This is a genomic window from Acinetobacter sp. ACIN00229, from assembly GCF_016106645.1.
Lineage (GTDB): Bacteria > Pseudomonadota > Gammaproteobacteria > Pseudomonadales > Moraxellaceae > Acinetobacter > Acinetobacter oleivorans.
Genome location: NZ_JADWOM010000005.1, coordinates 100,279 through 117,297 on the forward strand (window position 1 = coordinate 100,279; position 17,019 = coordinate 117,297).

The 17,019-nt window shown below is 38.2% G+C and carries 13 protein-coding genes; 8 read left to right on the plus strand and 5 right to left on the minus strand.

From position 1 onward, the window contains the following. Positions 1-40: 40 nt before the first annotated feature. From I7H67_RS06120 to I7H67_RS06135, 4 genes are read right to left on the minus strand one after another with little or no spacing between them, the layout of a single operon-like run. Positions 41-1,195, minus strand: coding sequence for a pyridoxal phosphate-dependent aminotransferase (locus I7H67_RS06120; RefSeq protein WP_198307370.1), 1,155 nt, complete (start codon positions 1,193-1,195; stop codon positions 41-43). Between the two features lie 28 nt (positions 1,196-1,223). Further along, positions 1,224-2,534 carry a DUF445 domain-containing protein gene (locus I7H67_RS06125; RefSeq protein WP_174759139.1) on the minus strand — a complete coding sequence of 437 codons (1,311 nt, stop codon included), beginning with the start codon at positions 2,532-2,534 and terminating at the stop codon, positions 1,224-1,226. Positions 2,535-2,547: 13 nt separating this feature from the next. Continuing rightward, positions 2,548-3,111, minus strand: coding sequence for a CC0125/CC1285 family lipoprotein (locus I7H67_RS06130; RefSeq protein WP_198307371.1), 564 nt, complete (start codon positions 3,109-3,111; stop codon positions 2,548-2,550). A gap of 59 nt (positions 3,112-3,170) precedes the next feature. Further along, positions 3,171-3,710 carry a DUF924 family protein gene (locus I7H67_RS06135; RefSeq protein ID WP_198307372.1) on the minus strand — a complete coding sequence of 180 codons (540 nt, stop codon included), beginning with the start codon at positions 3,708-3,710 and terminating at the stop codon, positions 3,171-3,173. A gap of 168 nt (positions 3,711-3,878) precedes the next feature. On the opposite strand from I7H67_RS06135, the gene gshA reads away from it, so the two are divergent. From gshA to I7H67_RS06165, 6 genes are all read left to right on the plus strand, one after another. Beyond that, positions 3,879-5,456 carry a glutamate--cysteine ligase gene (gshA, locus tag I7H67_RS06140; RefSeq protein ID WP_151767078.1) on the plus strand — a complete coding sequence of 526 codons (1,578 nt, stop codon included), beginning with the start codon at positions 3,879-3,881 and terminating at the stop codon, positions 5,454-5,456. A gap of 16 nt (positions 5,457-5,472) precedes the next feature. Continuing rightward, positions 5,473-5,988: a disulfide bond formation protein B gene (locus I7H67_RS06145; RefSeq protein ID WP_024433026.1), complete on the plus strand. Its 516-nt coding sequence runs from the start codon at positions 5,473-5,475 to the stop codon at positions 5,986-5,988. 164 nt (positions 5,989-6,152) lie between these two features. Then, positions 6,153-9,446 carry a type VI secretion system Vgr family protein gene (locus I7H67_RS06150; protein WP_198307373.1) on the plus strand — a complete coding sequence of 1,098 codons (3,294 nt, stop codon included), beginning with the start codon at positions 6,153-6,155 and terminating at the stop codon, positions 9,444-9,446. Beyond that, positions 9,436-11,340 (plus strand): glycoside hydrolase family protein, encoded by a 1,905-nt coding sequence (locus I7H67_RS06155; protein WP_198307374.1) that lies wholly within the window; start codon positions 9,436-9,438, stop codon positions 11,338-11,340. The genes I7H67_RS06150 and I7H67_RS06155 overlap by 11 nt, the downstream gene beginning before the upstream one ends. After that, on the plus strand, positions 11,327-12,067 hold the full coding sequence (locus tag I7H67_RS06160; protein ID WP_198307375.1) for a lysozyme inhibitor LprI family protein: 741 nt from the start codon (positions 11,327-11,329) through the stop codon (positions 12,065-12,067). Before I7H67_RS06155 ends, I7H67_RS06160 begins: the two co-directional genes overlap by 14 nt. 105 nt (positions 12,068-12,172) lie before the next feature. Continuing rightward, entirely contained in the window at positions 12,173-12,895 is a 723-nt protein-coding gene (locus I7H67_RS06165; RefSeq protein WP_198307376.1) for an SH3 domain-containing protein, read from the plus strand. Between the two features lie 64 nt (positions 12,896-12,959). Here the strand turns inward: I7H67_RS06165 and I7H67_RS06170 are convergent, their stop codons facing one another. Continuing rightward, complete coding sequence (locus I7H67_RS06170; RefSeq protein WP_198307377.1) at positions 12,960-14,303, minus strand: hypothetical protein; 1,344 nt, start codon at positions 14,301-14,303, stop codon at positions 12,960-12,962. A 210-nt stretch (positions 14,304-14,513) separates the two neighbouring features. On the opposite strand from I7H67_RS06170, the gene I7H67_RS06175 reads away from it, so the two are divergent. Together I7H67_RS06175 and parE are read left to right on the plus strand one after the other, a co-directional pair. Then, positions 14,514-15,095 (plus strand): YqiA/YcfP family alpha/beta fold hydrolase, encoded by a 582-nt coding sequence (locus tag I7H67_RS06175; RefSeq protein WP_107880433.1) that lies wholly within the window; start codon positions 14,514-14,516, stop codon positions 15,093-15,095. Between the two features lie 14 nt (positions 15,096-15,109). Beyond that, entirely contained in the window at positions 15,110-16,993 is a 1,884-nt protein-coding gene (gene parE, locus I7H67_RS06180) for a DNA topoisomerase IV subunit B (protein ID WP_151767075.1), read from the plus strand. The last annotated feature ends 26 nt before the right edge of the window (positions 16,994-17,019 follow it).

Below are 17,019 nucleotides of genomic sequence, written 5' to 3' on the forward strand. Positions count from 1 at the left end.
ATTTCTTGTAGTGTTTTACTATGCTAAGTTTCTAAATTTATTAACATTCATTCAAGATTTCTCCTGCTTTTTGCAGAGTCTCATCATTTTTAGCAAAGCAGAAGCGAATCAGGCGTAAAGACTCTGGCGCTTGCTGGTAGAAAACTGAAACAGGAATAGCCACAATTTTATGTTGCTCGGCAAGAAACTGGCACATTTCTACATCGTTTAAGTCAGGTCTAATCTGACTGTAATCAAGATTTTGGAAATAGGTCCCTTGAGATGGTTTTAGTAAAAAACGGCTATTGTGAATTGCCTGATTAAAACGATCTCGCTTAGTTTGGTAAAACTGCGAAAGCTCTTGAATATGTTCCGGATGTTGCTGCATATATTGCGCTAGGGCAATCTGACAAGGTGTCGTGCCACAGAAATTCGCATATTGGTAAATCTGGCGAAATAAACGCATTAACTCAGGTGAAGCCACGCAATAACCTGTTTTCCAGCCGGTCACATGAAAGGTTTTCCCAAAAGACCCAATCACAAAACTACGCTCTCTGAGCTCTGGAAAATGCAAAGCACTGAAGTGTTGTTGATCATCAAACACTAAGTGTTCATAGACTTCATCGGATAAAACCACAATGTTTTTATCTTGAATCAGTGCAATAAGCTCTAACCAATCCTGTTTTGCCCAGATGCTACCTGTTGGATTATGGGGAGTATTCACCACAATCATACGGGTTTTGTCATTAATCAAATCTTTAACTTGCTGCCAGTTCACCTTAAAGTCAGGTGCTTCAAGTGCAATATGAACTGCTTTACCACCTGCTAACTGCACAGAAGGGCCATAACTGTCATAACTTGGGTCAAAAATAATGACTTCATCACCTGCGTTTATGCAGGCTTGTATGGCGCAGAAAATTGCTATGGTTGCGCCGGGAGTAATCGTGATTTGCGTTACAGGGTCAAGTTGAAGTTGGTCACGCTGCTGAAATTGTAAAGCGAGCTGTTCCCGTAAACCGAGAATACCATCGCCGGGTGGATATTGATTATGCCCAGCTAAAGTCGCCTGAGATAAAGCTTCCAGTAAGGCTTGTGGTGCCGGAAAATCTGGAAAGCCTTGTGACAGGTTGAGAGCACCTAAACGATGTGCCATTGCCGTCATGGTACTAAAAATAGTCACGCCTTGAGTGGCCAGTTTTGACTGTAGCTGTAGCATATTGTTCTCTTATTAAAAATATTTAAAGTTATAAAATTGATTCAATCACTGCTCGAATTACACCGAGGGTTAAACCAATAAATGCACCGACTACAACGCCATTTACTCGGATCATATGTAGGTCGCCACCGACTTCATTTTCAATTTTCCCGATCATTTCGCGTGAATCCCATTCATGAATGCGTTCACTGACATAGCGTATGATTTTATGGCTATATTGATCTGTAAAAGTCAGCGCAAGTCCTGTCATTTCTTTGTTTAGCACTTCACGTACCTTGGTATTTTGAACAAGGTTTTCACCTAGTTGTTGAATAGCCGCTCTTAGGTTCATTGCAATACCAGAGTCTTCTTTCATTAAATCTTCTTTAATGGCATTACACAAAATCGTAACAGCGCCACTGATGAAATTGAGGACTTGTGGACTATCAAGAAGGGCATCTTTACCGCTGTTGAGACGTTGGCTAGCAACGCTGTCTGGTTTTGCCAGCTCAAGCATGAGAGAGTGGGCAATGGTTTCAATTTCTTGTCGCCATGGGTGTTCAGGGTCTGCCAGCATCGATTCTACTTTTTCAACCAGTGAATCGATGGTACGTTGTTGAACATCAATACCAATCCAGCTTGCGCCTTTTGCAAGGGACCAGACACCAAGTGCTTTAAACATTTTTCGGGTTAATTCACGGGTTTTATCTGGGTTTTGTACCACCCATTCATGCGCGATATCGAGTCCACGCTGTAAAACGTCTTGATGGAAATCATTTTCCAGTACCGCGCGTAGCATTTCACTTGCGAGTTTATTGACTTCGGTATTACGCACCCATTGCACACTATTGTTTTGCACAAAATTGGCAATTTGATCTTGGCTAACAAACTCAAAAATTTTCGGTACGGTTTGCTGAATGAGCTGTACCACTTGGGTATTGTTTTGTGGGCTTGCTAGCCATTGGCCAATTGCGAGGCTCAAGTCCGTTTTTTCTAGGCTTCGTTCGACCACTTGAGGCGAAAGAAAGTTTTCTTGTACAAAACGTCCCATTGATTCTGCAATGCGAGCTTTGTTGCGCGGAATAATCTCGGTATGGTCGCGTAAAAACTTAGGAATGGGTAACTTACCAAATGGGTTCCGAAACAGAACTGTAATCGCGTACCAGTCGGCTAAACCACCGACTACACCGGCTTCTGCCCCTAACATTAAAATATGAATAAAACCTGTGTACTCTGGCAGAAAACGATCAGCCACCATCAGTGCAATCCACAGCACAACGACAATAATAAGCGCCAGAGTAGCAAAATATTTGCTACGTTTTAGACTGGGCACGTGGTGAACTTCTTCTGCCATGTTCATAAATTTATCCTATTCATTTTTGTTTTACTGGAGGCTCAGGCGGTGGCAACAGCTCTCCTGTCGAACTCAATCCATATTTTTGTCCGATTGATTTCAAGATCAAGGTTGCATCAAAAGCATCCTGTGGAGCCTGCTTTTGATCCCGATAACATTCAATAGTATACGACACTTGAACAGGGTCGATATTGACCACTTGTGGGTAATCATAGAACGGATCATGCCAGAAACCTGGGTAGCGACGACCATAACCATATGGGTAAAAGCTTGGAGCTGATGGATAAACCACAGCCTGACGAGGCGGTTTCTGGCTCTGATTACTTGGATCATTTTGCACTTTAAAAAAGCGGAAACCTTTTTGTATCGTCGTTTGTGCTGATTTCACCAAGGTAATTTCTTCAGCTCTGCCATAACTCATATTTGGGTCGGCTTGAAAACTGATACGGAATGTTTGGGCATTTAGAGGATATGCTGAAAACTGGCCAAGCTGATCAAAGGTTTTTGGTTTACTTGGAGTCGTTGCACACGCAGTTAAAGTTAAGGCAGTGCCTAAGGCTAAACAAAGAGAGAGATATTTCATGATGAACTCCCAGCTGAGCATTAAAAAATAGATGACTCAGCATTAAAAATTAAGAAGTTTTAAAAACTACTGTTCGGTTCTAATAAAAATTCAGTTTCCTCTGGAGTAGAAATACGCCCGAGAATGGTATTTCGATGAGGATAGCGTCCAAAGCGATCAATAATGACTTTATGCTTTTTCTCAAAACTTAAATTAATTTCATTGCCGAGGCGTTGAAAGAGTTTCAAGGCAAACTCATGAATCAGCTTCGATTCACTATGCATAAACGGCATATATAAAAAAGAACGTTGCTCTGGATTAAGCTGTGCATCGAGTTGTAAGCTAATCGTTTCTTGTGCCAAAGCTAATGCCAAACTGTCATAGGCAAAAGATTCGGGTTGATCACGATAAATGTTGCGAGAAAACTGGTCTAGTACAATAATCTCTGCCAAACGGCCTTCCGCTGTTTTTCGCCAAGACCACAGTTCTGCTTGAGTTGCCTGTCGATGAACGTCAGAAAAATTTTCACGGATTTTTTTGTCAAAATCATCACTTTTTGCAAACCAAAGTGAACGGTGTTCAGGAGAAAACCAGAAGTTTAAAATGTCTTGTTCGTTCATGATATTGACAACTCTTTAGCAATTATTCTTCAATAAAATCACAATTCTTTCGTGTCTTAAATAACAAGATTGTGATAAAAATTGCCAAACTGGAATGATGTGAGTATATAAATAGCCGTATCATCTCACGATTTTGTATATAGTGATCTTTAATAAGCGAGCAAATGCATGAGTCAACCCACTACACCCTCTCAATCAGTTATTCCTGCTTGGGTGGATTCGTCGCTACTACAAGGCATGTTACGTGGAATAGAGCGTGAAAGCCTACGTATGCAAAGTAATGGGTTCTTATCACAAGAGTTACATCCAAAGGCATTGGGTTCGGCTTTAACACATCCACAAATTACGACTGATTATTCAGAAGCATTAATGGAGTTTATTACCTCACCTAAGCCAACCATTGGTGAGGCTTTGAATGAGCTCACCGATATTCATGCGGTTGTGCATCGTCATTTAGAAAATGGTGAGAAACTCTGGCCGCTGTCTATGCCATGTATGTTAGACGATAATGAAGAACGGATTCGTCTAGCACAATACGGCACCTCTAATATTGGTCGTTTTAAAACACTATACCGCCGTGGGCTGGGAATTCGATATGGTCGCCGTATGCAGACCATTTCAGGCGTGCATTACAATTTATCTTTTCCAGATACACTTTTTGCCGAGCTACAAGCTCATGAAACTGACGAACAATTAAAATCATTAAGTTTGCAGGATTATCGTAGCCATCGTTATTTTGGTCTTATTCGTAATTTTATTCGTTTAACACCGTTAGTTATGTTTTTAGTGGGCGCTAGCCCAACAGTATGTCGTTGTTTCTTAACTGGACATAAACATCAGTTATTACCTTTAATCAAAGGTTCATACTATTTACCGTATGCTACAGCACTCCGTATGGGGCGATTGGGCTATCAAAACTCAGCTCAAAAGAGCTTAGGTATTCATTACAATAATTTGTCTGGCTATCTGGATGGTTTACAAAAAGCCGTTCATTCTCCTTACCCACCATTTAGCCGTTTAGGGTTAAATGATGCCTCTGGTGAACCGTTGCAAATTAATGATCATGTTTTGCAGATCGAGAATGAATATTACAGTCTCGTACGTCCAAAACAGGTGCCTCAAAAAGGTGAAACGCCGTCTCAAGCTTTGAAAAATCGAGGAGTGGGATATGTTGAGCTACGTGCTGTTGATGTAAACCCATACTCGGCAATTGGCGTTGATGAAACAACGGCAGGCTTCCTTGAAGTGTTAGCACTTTATTGTCTGTTAAGTGATAGCCCAGACTTGTTAGGTCCTGAGCAAGACTTGGTTGAGAAAAATCAGACCGAGGTGGTAAACCGAGGTCGAGCACCGAACGCAACCATTACTGATTTAACAGGGTCATATCACATCGAAGATTGGGCACGTTTATATATTGCAAAAATGCAAGATTGTGCACAGCTACTCGATCAGACCTACGCAACGGACTTGTATGGTTCAGCATTAGCGATCATGCAAGCACGAATTGATGAAGTTGATGAGACTTTATCTGCCCATGTTATTGACGATACGTTAAAACATGGTGGAACTTGGAGTTTTGGTAGCCACATGGCGCAATTACATGCTGAAAGTTATGAAGAGCATGAGCTTAGTGTGGAAACCTTGAAACATTTTGAACAATTGGCTGCACAGTCGTTACAGCAGCAAGAACAACTTGAGCAAGATACTCAGGTCAGTTTTGATCAATATCTTGAACAATATCGATAATAAAACGAGGTTTTACATGCGATTAAGTTACCGTTTGGTGAGTGGGCTACTTGTTTTAGCAAGTATTGTCGGCATGTCTTTTGCGTTGTATTTGGAACATGTAAAAGGTTTAGAGCCATGTCCGCTCTGTATTTTTCAACGTGTTGGCTTAATGGCAATGGGTTTTGTAGCGCTCATCGCTTTTTTGCATAACCCAGTTTCCAATGCGATTAAACGCTTTTATGCATTTTTGGCTGGCATCGCAATTTTATGGTCAGTCGGTGTCGCAGGGCGTCATGTGTGGATACAGCATTTACCCGCAGATCAAGTACCGAGTTGTGGACCAGGTTTAAATTATTTAATTGATGCTTTACCTATGAAAGCAGTTTTGCAAGAAGTGCTTTCTGGTTCAGGTGAGTGTGCTGCAATTGATTGGACCTTTTTAGGTCAGTCTTTACCAGTTTGGTCATTGGTTTATTTCGTTTTGCTCTTACTGGTCTGTTTATGGCAGTTATTCCGTTTTTATCCAGTGTTTAAGACTGCTAAAAAGTAAGTTTAAACAGATTAAAAAAAGCTCAATATTATGTTGGGCTTTTTTTATTGTTTTATAATTAATCAAACTATAAAAAAACAAATTGAAAAAAAGAATAATGATGTAGACAGATAGGTCTGTTTTTTATAAAGTGCAGCCGTTTTATATCCTTATGATTATAAAAAATGTTTTTTAATATCTTTAATGTTTTGGAAAAAATAGGGTTAAGTGCACAGAAACGTGCGATTCACGTGCAATTTTCTAATGAACTACTCAATAACCAAGTTTTTTTACAGCGTATCGAAGGCCAACACCAGCTAAATGGGGAAGTTGAAGCTGAGTTAATTTGTCTTTCGACGAGTGCACAAATTGCATTGAAGCAGTTTATAGGGGTACAGGTTGCTGTTGATCAGGTCACTGATTCAGGACAATTATTTCGAACTACAGGAATTGTAACGGAAGCCAGTTATGGCCAAAGTGACGGTGCTTTAACGCTTTATAAACTTACCTTAAAAGACGCGACAAATTTATGGCACAAGCGCCGTAATAGTCGTGTTTTTATGAATAAAAGTATTATTGAAGTCGCGGAAGTTTTATTTAAAGAATGGCAAGAAAAAAGTCAGCTTTTTGCGACAAGTTTAAGTCTTGATCTTAGTGGGCTAAGCCAGAGTTATGATATTCGCCCATTTATCATGCAGCACAATGAGTCTGACTATGACTTTCTGACACGCTTATGGCGAAGTGAAGGCATTAGCTGGCTAATTGATGAAGCCGAACTTTTTGTTCCTCATTTTACTGCGCCAATACACGCTCAAAAACTAAGACTCATTGATGACAATAGCCAGTATCAAGCTTTAGAACGACGCAGCATCCGTTATCACCGCAGTAGTGCGACAGAATATCAAGATAGCATTACGGGTTTTGTAGCAGTGCGGACTTTGCAGCCGACAGCGGTACATGTGCAGCGTTGGCAACCCGATGCTCTGGCACACGAAGAAGGTGTAGGTTCAGTTATTACTACACACATACATTCAGAGCAGTTTGATTCAGCGAGTTTGAGCCTTGAACAAGCATGGCACATGAGCCCAGCTTGGATGCAAGACTTAAAAGGGGAAGATCAAGCTACCGGTTCAAGTAGTAATCAGCTAGAGAAATTAAATCAGCACTTCACTGACATGTACGCAAGTCAGGCCAAATACTTTAAGGCCTATAGTAGTGTCCGTGATAGCCAAGTTGGTTATTGGTTTAATCTACAGGAGCATCCAGAAATTGATCAGCATGATGGGGCTGATCAAGAGTTCCTCATCATTGCTAAAAATTTCTATAACCAAAATAACCTACCGAAAGATTTGCATCAGCAAGTTAACCAGTTGTTAACCCAAAGTCGTTGGGATAAACATGGTTATGAAGATATTGAGCGTCAAGGTAATGAGCTGACCTTAATACGCCGTCAAATTAAAACTGCACCTGAATATAATCCAGAACAGCATCGACCAATTGCCTACCCCCAAAGGGCGAAAGTTGTAGGGCCAGAGGGAGAGACCATTCATGTCGATGAATGGGGACGTATAAAAGTACGCTTTCTATTTACCCGTAGTGATGATCATGGCCATGATGGTGGCGCAGGTAGCAATGACAACGACACTGACTCGGCTTGGGTTGATGTATTGACTCCTTGGGCTGGCGAAGGTTATGGAGCACGGTTTTTACCACGTATTGGTGAAGTGGTTGTCATAGACTTCTTTGATGGCAATATTGATCGTCCATTTGTGACGGGGCGTATCCATGAAGCGCAGCGTTCGCCAACCAAGTTTGATGTAAAAGGGCAGCTTCCTGCGACTAAAAAACTAAGCGGGATTCGCAGTCAGGAAATCAGCGGTAGTGGTTTTAACCAATTACGTTTTGATGACACAACAGGGCAAATCAGTACCCAACTACAAAGTAGCCATGCAGCGACACAGTTGAACTTAGGTAACTTAAGCCACCCGAAAGAACAAGCGACGAGCCAAGGTCGTGGTGAGGGTTTTGAGCTTAGAACAGATGCTTGGGGAGCTGTGCGGGCAGGCAAAGGCATGCTCATTAGTACCTATGCGCAAGAGCAGGCAATTGCAGACCATTTAGAAGCTGCACAAGCACAATCTTTACTTTCACAAGGTTATGACAGCATGAAAATGCTCAGTGAAGTTGCAGCTAAGCAACAAACTGATGCTTTGAATGTGATTAATCGATTACCCAAATTCATCCAGTCCCTTGAACTAAAAACCACAGGGCAGGCATTAAATAGTACGGTAAACCTATTTAAGGAAGGCATTAATAATGACCCTATTCACGCATTAAAAGACTGCGGTGGCTTTATTCAAGACATGGGTGCATTAGGTGGCGATACAAAAGGTGTTGTAGACGAATTTAATGCTTTCTTTACCGACGCTAAAGATGCGGTAGAGAATTTAAAAGCGTTCATCGAAAATGTTGAAGAACATGGCGCTGAGATTGTTAAAGGAAAACTTGCCAGCATTAAAGATCGGATTCATAAAAATCCATTTGAAAGTATTAAAGAGGTCGGAAAAGTCTTAGGGAATGTTGAGACTAAAGACTTTGACATGATGAGTGTATGTGGAACATTTAGTAAAGGCAGTAAATTAGAAGTATCACCATCAAAAGCATTGAGTTCTTTGCAAGGCTTTATGGAGGGTTATACCCAAGGTTTAGAAAGTAGTGCAGATACGAAACAGCAAGAACAAGGCAAAATCTTTAGACAAGCTCTTATGTTATTAGCATCGCCAAATGGCATTGCTTTAACGACACCCGAAAATATTATTCTGCAAGCTTCACAAGATATTGCTGAAAGTGCCAGCGGTTCAATTAATTTAAGCGCACAGAAAAATATTATTGGGCATGCACAAGATAAAATTAGTTTGTTTGCTGCACAAAAGGGTTTCCGCGCTTATGCAGCAAAAGGAAAGCTCGAACTACAAGCGCAAGATGATGCTATTGAAGCGATTGCCAAGAAAGTCATCAAGTTCATTTCTACTGAAGACAAAATTGAGCTTACCAGTCCAAAAGAAATTGTATTAACAGCAGGTGGGTCGCAGCTCAAAATTAATGCGGATGGTGTATTTTCAACAACAGGCGGTAAGTTTGAAAGTAAAGCTGGGCAGCATTTGTTTACGAGTGGGGTTAAGGTTTCTTATGAGGTTCCACAGCTTCCAAATACTGCTATGTATAGTAATAAGTTAGATGTTTATGATTTATTTTGGGAGAGCGATTTTAGTCAGTTTACTTATAAAGCATTTATTCAAGAAACAAATTCATTTATCTCAGGAGCCTTAGATGAACATGGGCGAACTGGGAAAATTACAAAAGAAGATCCATTTAATATAAAAGTTTTAGTTGGAAAAGAGCAAGAGCTTTGGGATGTAATTGTTGATGAATGGGATAATGAGGATTTTACTTTAGGAGTAAAAAATAATGAAAAATAAGTGTTTAGTAACCTTTATTTTATTAGACTTACTAGGGCATCCCATTAAAAATGCTAAATATCAAATAAAAAATGGTAATAATCTCATTGCTGAAGGATTAACAAATTCTAAAGGAGCGATTGTTGATATAAGTAGAGATAAAGGAGTTGTACTTGATGTTTATTTCCAAAATATTTTAAATCAGATGCAACTTATCAGTAGGGTTTGTCTTGAAAAAAGCCATGCTATCGTCAAGTTATATAGTCCATCAGTTTTAATAAAAACTCAGCTGAGAGAGAAAGGGAAAACTGGTCAATATAGTAGAAAAACATATAAAGTGAAAAAGGGTGATACTTTATTAAAGATTTCAAAAGATACAAATTGTAAAATTGAAGAAATTCAAAGAATAAATAAAATTAAAGATGCAAATAAGATTTCGGAAGGACAAATACTAAAGCTACCTTTAAACAAAGTAAGTAATGGAGAACCAAAGAAAATAAATAATAGTTCTAACATTAATAATGGAGTTGCTAAAAAGGATAATCATGATGATAAAGATGACCATTGGTTTGGCACATTAGCGAAAGCTCCGGATTGGATGCCAGATATTAGTGCAGATAAGATCTATAATCATATTAAAGATCAGATTCTTAATAGTACTGCGCCAGAATTAAAAAATATGAATGCTGAAAGTCAAGATACAGGGAATCCAAAACAGAATATATCTAATTATAAACCAAGTATTATTTTCCCTTTTAAAGTAAAACCTATCAATGATATTGGTGGAGAGCTATCAAATTATTATTGGGGAGCTAAACTCAATGATACTAATGCTTCAATGGCAATCTTTGGAAGAAATAGAAGTGGTAATAGAAAGCATGCGGGAAGAGATTTATATAGTAATTGTAAACCTGTCAGCAAAGCAGAAAGTGGCTTTGAAGTAGTGGCTATAGCACCAGGTAAAGTAATAGCTTCGCAAGGATTCTATCTACAAACTAATCAAGTAAGTATTAGGCATAAAACTGATGATGGTAGAGAGTTTGTAATTAGGTATGGTGAATTAGATCCAAAATCAATAACATTAAAAGTGGGTGATCCCGTTAAGCAAGGCCAAATATTGGGCAAAACAGGTGTAATGAAAAATAAGAATGGACCAGCTGCTATACCTATTTCTGGAAAAACAGCACATAATGTTTCAATGCTACATTTTGAATATTTTACAGGCAATGGTTTTTCATTAGATGATGCGTCAAATCTTACAATAAAAGAACATGGACTTTATTCGAGACGTGATGATGTAGCTGATCCTTTAGCAATATTGTTAGAAGGATATAGAAATAGTTTTGATTTACAGTTGCCTCAAACTACTTCTCAGAAATCAATTGGAAATAGAATACCTCTAAACACTTTAACAACAAGTGCAAATGCAAGATTATTTATTCAAGAATGGGAAGGAAAATATTTAACTACTGATGGGCAAGGAACATACTATTACGATGATTCTAAAGGATATTGTACAGTTGGCTGGGGGCATCTCGTAGGTCAATCATCATGTAAAGCTTTAGGTAAAAAGGCTTTAAAAGATTTTATCTCAATATCTCAGGCTAAAATTTATTTTGAAGAAGATGTTTTGAAACATGAGGCTTATGTGAAAAAAGCTATTAAAGTTCCTCTATATCAATATGAATTTGATGCTTTAGTATCGTTAGCATTTAATATCGGGAATATTGCTAGTAAAGCCCCAAATTTATGTAAGCTTATTAATGAAAGTAATTATAAAGATGGGCCTAAAGAAATGTTAGATATAAATAAAATAACTGTAAATGGAAAAAAAGTTCCAGATCTCGGTTTAACGAAAAGACGTAATAGTGAATATCAATTGTTTATTAAAGGAACGTACGATGCAAGGCATTAATTTTAATTTTCTTAGTGTGCTATTTGTCTTTAGTTTGAGTGCCTGCTCAAATGCTGCAGATTATAAGCCACAACGGTTAGATGAGAAAACAGCATATAAAAATAGTGAGCATGATCTGAATAGTACATATTCTGATATAAAAAGCTATATTAGTGATAATAAAAACGAAGTTAAGTATCTTGTTGATAATCAACGTTCTTGGTTGAAAAATAGAAATTTAAGATGTAATTTTAATGGGAGAGAAGCAAATAATGAAAATTATAAATGTCTGAGTGATTTTAATAATTCTAAAATTAAAGATTTAAGAATATCATACCTAGACTTTGATAGTTTAGAAGGAAACTTAATAAAGCCATTTAAGTATAAAGATGGTGTTATAAAAGAGTTAGAAGTAGGTGGGTGTTATTGTAATGAAAGTGCAATTAAGATTTTAAAGAATAAGATATATATATATCAAGCTTGTGATAAAAAATTAAATGAACCACGTATATATAATATTGTTGGTAAGAAAAAAGATGAATTTTCTGTAGAGTATCAAATTGATACCAATAACAATAAAGTCCCAGAGTTTAATTTGGTCTTTGTCACTAATGGAAAAAATGTTTGGAATATTGTCCCTAAAGTTTTTAGAAAAGAAGACTTGTTAAATTTAAATTTTAAAATTGGTTACACAACTGATGCGAGTTTAAAAAATAAGAAAATTGATTGTAATGATTATGAAGAGTAATTATAAATTATTGGAACTTTGATTGTATTTAATAATAGTAATATTAGCTAAAAGATAATATTACTATTTTATTAAGATATAAATTCAAAACGGAACTTATCCTAAATGAAGAAACAACTTAAGTTTATAATTTTTACTTTTCTAATGATAGGTCCAGTAGCTTCATATGCTGACTTTGGTTTTATTCAAGATAAGGATGGGTACGTTAATGTACGAGGAAATTCAAGTTTAAATTCTAAAGTTACGTCCAAATTAAATAATAATGAAATTGTTTCTTGTGTGATGGATGAAGGGACAAATAATTTTTGTTTAGTTAATGCAAGCAATGGTGTATCTGGATTTGTCTATAAAAATAGAATAAATAATTTTAGTGGTTATACTTCTATTAAGCTATCTCAATATTCTAGAGAAAAAGCTATTTATAATGATAAAAATATAATAGTAGAAGTGTATGCAAAAAAAGCTATTTTAGATCCTAAACTTTATAAAAATTTTAAAGGTGAATATAATTATTTTAATGATAAAAAATTCTTTGGTGCTGATGGTATTTTATCTAATAATGATTTTTTACAACTTGATAAAATCATAATTAAGGATAAAGATAAGAAAATAGAAATTGGTAGAAATGATATAGAGCAATACTTTTTTCCTAAAAATGGTATAGATGGAGACAAGAACGAGCTTGCTGATTTTAAAATATATTATTTAAATAATAATATTTATATTTTAAATACTTTTAATAATGGTGGTGCAGCAGCTTACAATATTGTTTTAAATATAAAAAATGGAAAAGTAATTGCCAATAAAGCTTGGAAGGTTGAAATTTAAAAATATTTTCTTCCTGCTACAAAAGCTAATTAATTAAAAAAGCCCAACAAAAGTTGGGCTTTTTTTACGTCTCTACAATTCCTTCTAAATCTTCAAGCGTATAGTTCGGCATATCAATAATATGGGTTTGAATACCGTCTTGCACATAATCATTCACATGAGGGTATAGCCAGCGTGTGATCTGCTCGGCTACACTTGAGTGATACTGAATTTCAAAGTGATTTAAGCCATAAAACACGGCTTTGTGCGAATCTGGGACTTTCAGCTGGAAACGTGGATTTGGATGCTCACCTAGCGCGCTTTTCACACTCACCAAGTAATCGCCAATCACGGTAAGCGCTTTATTACGCACCTTTTCAAACTCGAGTGTTCCTGCTACTAAAAAGGTATTGATATGGGAAGGTAACGGAGCTGGGGCACGGTTATCATCCATCATGCCAATTCGGGCATCCATATATTCCCAGTCGTCATCACGAACACTACCGTGGCGTAAGTCTAAAATCCCATTACTACGAATATTAACTAACTGACCCAGTAACCCAACAAATGGGAAAGCCCCGAGCTTATCTTGTATGGTAAAGCCAAAACGCTCAAGTACTGCACCATGATGTGGAGAGCCAATACATACCAAATTCTCGACCATATGAATCCATTGATACATATTTTGTTTGCCATAAAACAAGGCACTACGAGAGACTAGCCCGCCCATACTATGGCCAATGATATCAATACTGGTAATTCTTGGATTACGTTGTACCAAATCTTCTAATAAATTTGAAAAACTGCGCCCATTGGCTGAAATACGTCGACCTGTATTGTAGTTTAAATACAGCATCGTGTTATGGTCGCGCTGTGCTAACAGACGCTCCCCAATACCGCCATAATGTGCATTTGACCAACTCAGATGATTCATACATAAACCATGAGCCAAAATCACAATACGACCTGCAAGTTCCCCTTGTTGTATTGCACCGTAGTGATCGTATAGCACCATTGGTAAAGCGAGTGGACTATGTTGTTTAAGTAGGTAATCCCCAAAAATCCCATTCAAAATTCCGACTAAAAAATGTAAGCTCGGGGTGAGGGGTTTTTCGTGAAGTGTGGGATATTTTTCAATAATGTGACGTAAACTTGGCGCTAAAAAGTGGCTACCATATTTTTGTAAAGCGCCATAAGAAAATTGATATGCCTTTTGCACAAATGGTCGTTTTTGAAAGTTTTTAGCATTTTGTGTGCTTACACCAAAAGCATTTTTTAATACTTCAATATTAATAACTTGTATTAATTCATGTACACCATTTAAGCTGGTACTGAACAGTTGAGCTAAACCTTCTAGTACGTCTGCCTGACTCGGTGGCGTACGATCCCATTTACAATAAGTTTCATGTAGTGGTGTTAAGCTCGGCATATCTTTTCCCCATATACGTTATAACCGACGTTTTAAGCTGTACTTTTTATCAACGGCAGTAAACGTTTCCATCTTAGTAGTTTAAATAACACATGTTTTTAAAATACTGATGAATGGTTAGTTGAGTGGTTTTTCTTGTCTGACAATAGTGTTTTTATATACAAACCGAGAACAAAAATGTGAGTTTATTCTCAATTTAGAGGGAAATATATGAATATTATCTACCTCCATGGCTTTAATAGTAGCGCTCTTTCAATTAAAGGGCTAAGCCTTAAGCAGTATTGTAGCGAATTAGGCATAAATGTGCATTTGCCAGACCTAAACAGATCTCCTAATCTAGTGGTAGAGCAAGTTTCAGCGCTGATTGAATCGTTGCAAGACGTGGCTTTAGTTGGTAGTAGTCTCGGCGGGTTTTTTGCGACATATTTTGTCGCGAAATATAATATTCCGGCTGTACTGATTAATCCTGCTATGCAACCATGGAAGTTGTTTGATGAGCTCTTCCAAGTTGAAAGCATGCCTTATGTGGTGAATGATCAATGGTCAATTGACCATATTCAGTTGCGACAATTACAACAACTGGAACTGAAACAACCTGAAAATGCTGACAAAATACTCGTCTTGTTGCAACAAGGCGACGAAATTTTGGATTATCGTCAAGCACAACGCTATTATAGTGCTGCAACGCCATCCTCATTGATTTTGACGGATGCTCATGGCAATCATGCTATGGAAGATTTTGAAGAAAAATTACCGTTAGTGATCGAATTCTTTGCGCACACCATCAAATAAGGAAAACGTACAACGTGACACAATATACGGCTCAATCGCTTGAAGTCCTTTCTGGTTTAGACCCTGTTCGTCGTCGTCCAGGGATGTATACCGATACGACTCGACCTAACCATTTAGCCCAAGAAGTTATTGATAATGCTGTTGATGAAGCATTAGCTGGTCATGCCGACAAAATCTGTGTCACTGTTTATAAAGATGGTTCATTGTCTGTTGAAGATAACGGCCGTGGTATGCCAGTGGATATTCATCCTGAATATGGCCAAAGTGGTATCGAAATCATTCTGACCAAGCTCCATGCGGGTGGTAAATTCAGTACCGATAACTACCAGTTTTCAGGTGGTTTGCATGGTGTGGGGATTTCAGTTGTAAACGCTTTATCAACACGTGTTGAGGTCGAAGTTCAACGTCAGGGTAACCTATATCAAATGGCCTTTGAGCAAGGTGAACCCGTAGCACCTTTAGCTGTTCTCGAAGGTAAGGCTCCAAAGCGCGCGACAGGTACAACGGTACATTTTTGGCCGGAAGCGAAATATTTTGATAGTCCAAAATTTGCGTTAAAAGCACTTAAACACAATTTAAAAGCCAAAGCTGTTTTAGCGGCTGGTTTAAAAATTATCTATATCGATCAAATTAACGATGAAAAAATCGAATGGCAATTTGAAAATGGCCTCGTCGATTATTTGATGGATGAATTACAAGACCGCGAAATTTTGCCAAATCCCGCTTTTGTGAGTAATGGTCAGGCAGACCGGGCGGCGTGTGAATTTGCGATTTGCTGGAATGTAGAAGGCGGTGAGCAGGTTCAAGAAAGTTACGTCAACCTGATTCCAACCGCACAAGGCGGTACTCATGTGAATGGTTTACGTTCAGGTGTAACTGAGGCGTTACGTGAGTTCTGTGAGCTGCGTAACTTGTTGCCACGTAACCTCAAACTTTCGGCAGAAGATGTATGGGATGGTGTGAACTATATTTTGTCACTCAAGTTCCAAGAACCGCAGTTTTCAGGTCAAACCAAAGAACGTCTTTCGAGTCGGGAAGCATCTAATATTGTTTTAAATATTGCTAAAGATGCCTTCGCACTCTGGCTAAACCAACATGCTGAAATTGCCATGCAATTGGCAGAAATGGCGATTTCTAAAGCTGGTCGTCGTTTAAAAGCAGCGAAAAAGGTTGAGCGTAAAAAGATTGTTTCTGGCCCTGCTTTACCGGGTAAATTGGCTGACTGTGTTGGACAAACGCGTGAAGACAGTGAGTTATTCATTGTCGAGGGTGACTCAGCAGGTGGTAGTGCCAAGCAAGCGCGTGATAAAAACTTTCAGGCGATCATGCCAATTCGTGGAAAAATCTTAAACACATGGGAAGTTTCTTCTGATGAGGTTTTGGCTTCTCAAGAGGTTCACGATATTGCGATTGCCATTGGTGTAGACCCTGGCAGTGATGATTTATCAGAGCTGCGTTATGGCAAAATCTGTATTTTGGCCGATGCGGACTCGGACGGTTTACACATTGCGACGTTGCTTTGTGCTTTATTCGTTAAACACTTTCCAACATTGGTTGAAGAAGGTCATTTGTATGTGGCGATGCCACCATTGTTCCGTATTGATATTGGTAAAGATGTCCATTACGCACTTGATGAAGATGAGCTTGAAGTCATCTTGAAGAATGTAAAAGGCAATCGTAATCCGCAAATTACCCGATTCAAAGGATTGGGTGAGATGAACGCGATTCAGCTACGTGAAACGACCATGGATCCAAACACGCGTCGTTTAGTTCAGCTCGATCTAGATGATGCTCATTTTACAGCTGGTTTACTTGATAAATTGCTTGCTAAAAAACGTTCAGCAGATCGTAAGCAGTGGCTTGAGCAGAAGGGTAACCTAGCTGATATCACTGTTTAAAATAGAATTAAAAAATCCCCGCTCAA

Coding starts and splice junctions, on each gene's coding strand:
- I7H67_RS06155 (WP_198307374.1), top strand. CDS start 9,436: ATGAAAAATAAGTGTTTAGTAACCTTTATTTTATTAGACTTACTAGGG.
- I7H67_RS06135 (WP_198307372.1), bottom strand. CDS start 3,710: ATGAACGAACAAGACATTTTAAACTTCTGGTTTTCTCCTGAACACCGT.
- I7H67_RS06170 (WP_198307377.1), bottom strand. CDS start 14,303: ATGCCGAGCTTAACACCACTACATGAAACTTATTGTAAATGGGATCGT.
- I7H67_RS06130 (WP_198307371.1), bottom strand. CDS start 3,111: ATGAAATATCTCTCTCTTTGTTTAGCCTTAGGCACTGCCTTAACTTTA.
- I7H67_RS06165 (WP_198307376.1), top strand. CDS start 12,173: ATGAAGAAACAACTTAAGTTTATAATTTTTACTTTTCTAATGATAGGT.
- I7H67_RS06120 (WP_198307370.1), bottom strand. CDS start 1,195: ATGCTACAGCTACAGTCAAAACTGGCCACTCAAGGCGTGACTATTTTT.
- gshA (WP_151767078.1), top strand. CDS start 3,879: ATGAGTCAACCCACTACACCCTCTCAATCAGTTATTCCTGCTTGGGTG.
- I7H67_RS06150 (WP_198307373.1), top strand. CDS start 6,153: ATGTTTTTTAATATCTTTAATGTTTTGGAAAAAATAGGGTTAAGTGCA.
- I7H67_RS06175 (WP_107880433.1), top strand. CDS start 14,514: ATGAATATTATCTACCTCCATGGCTTTAATAGTAGCGCTCTTTCAATT.
- I7H67_RS06125 (WP_174759139.1), bottom strand. CDS start 2,534: ATGAACATGGCAGAAGAAGTTCACCACGTGCCCAGTCTAAAACGTAGC.
- I7H67_RS06160 (WP_198307375.1), top strand. CDS start 11,327: ATGCAAGGCATTAATTTTAATTTTCTTAGTGTGCTATTTGTCTTTAGT.
- I7H67_RS06145 (WP_024433026.1), top strand. CDS start 5,473: ATGCGATTAAGTTACCGTTTGGTGAGTGGGCTACTTGTTTTAGCAAGT.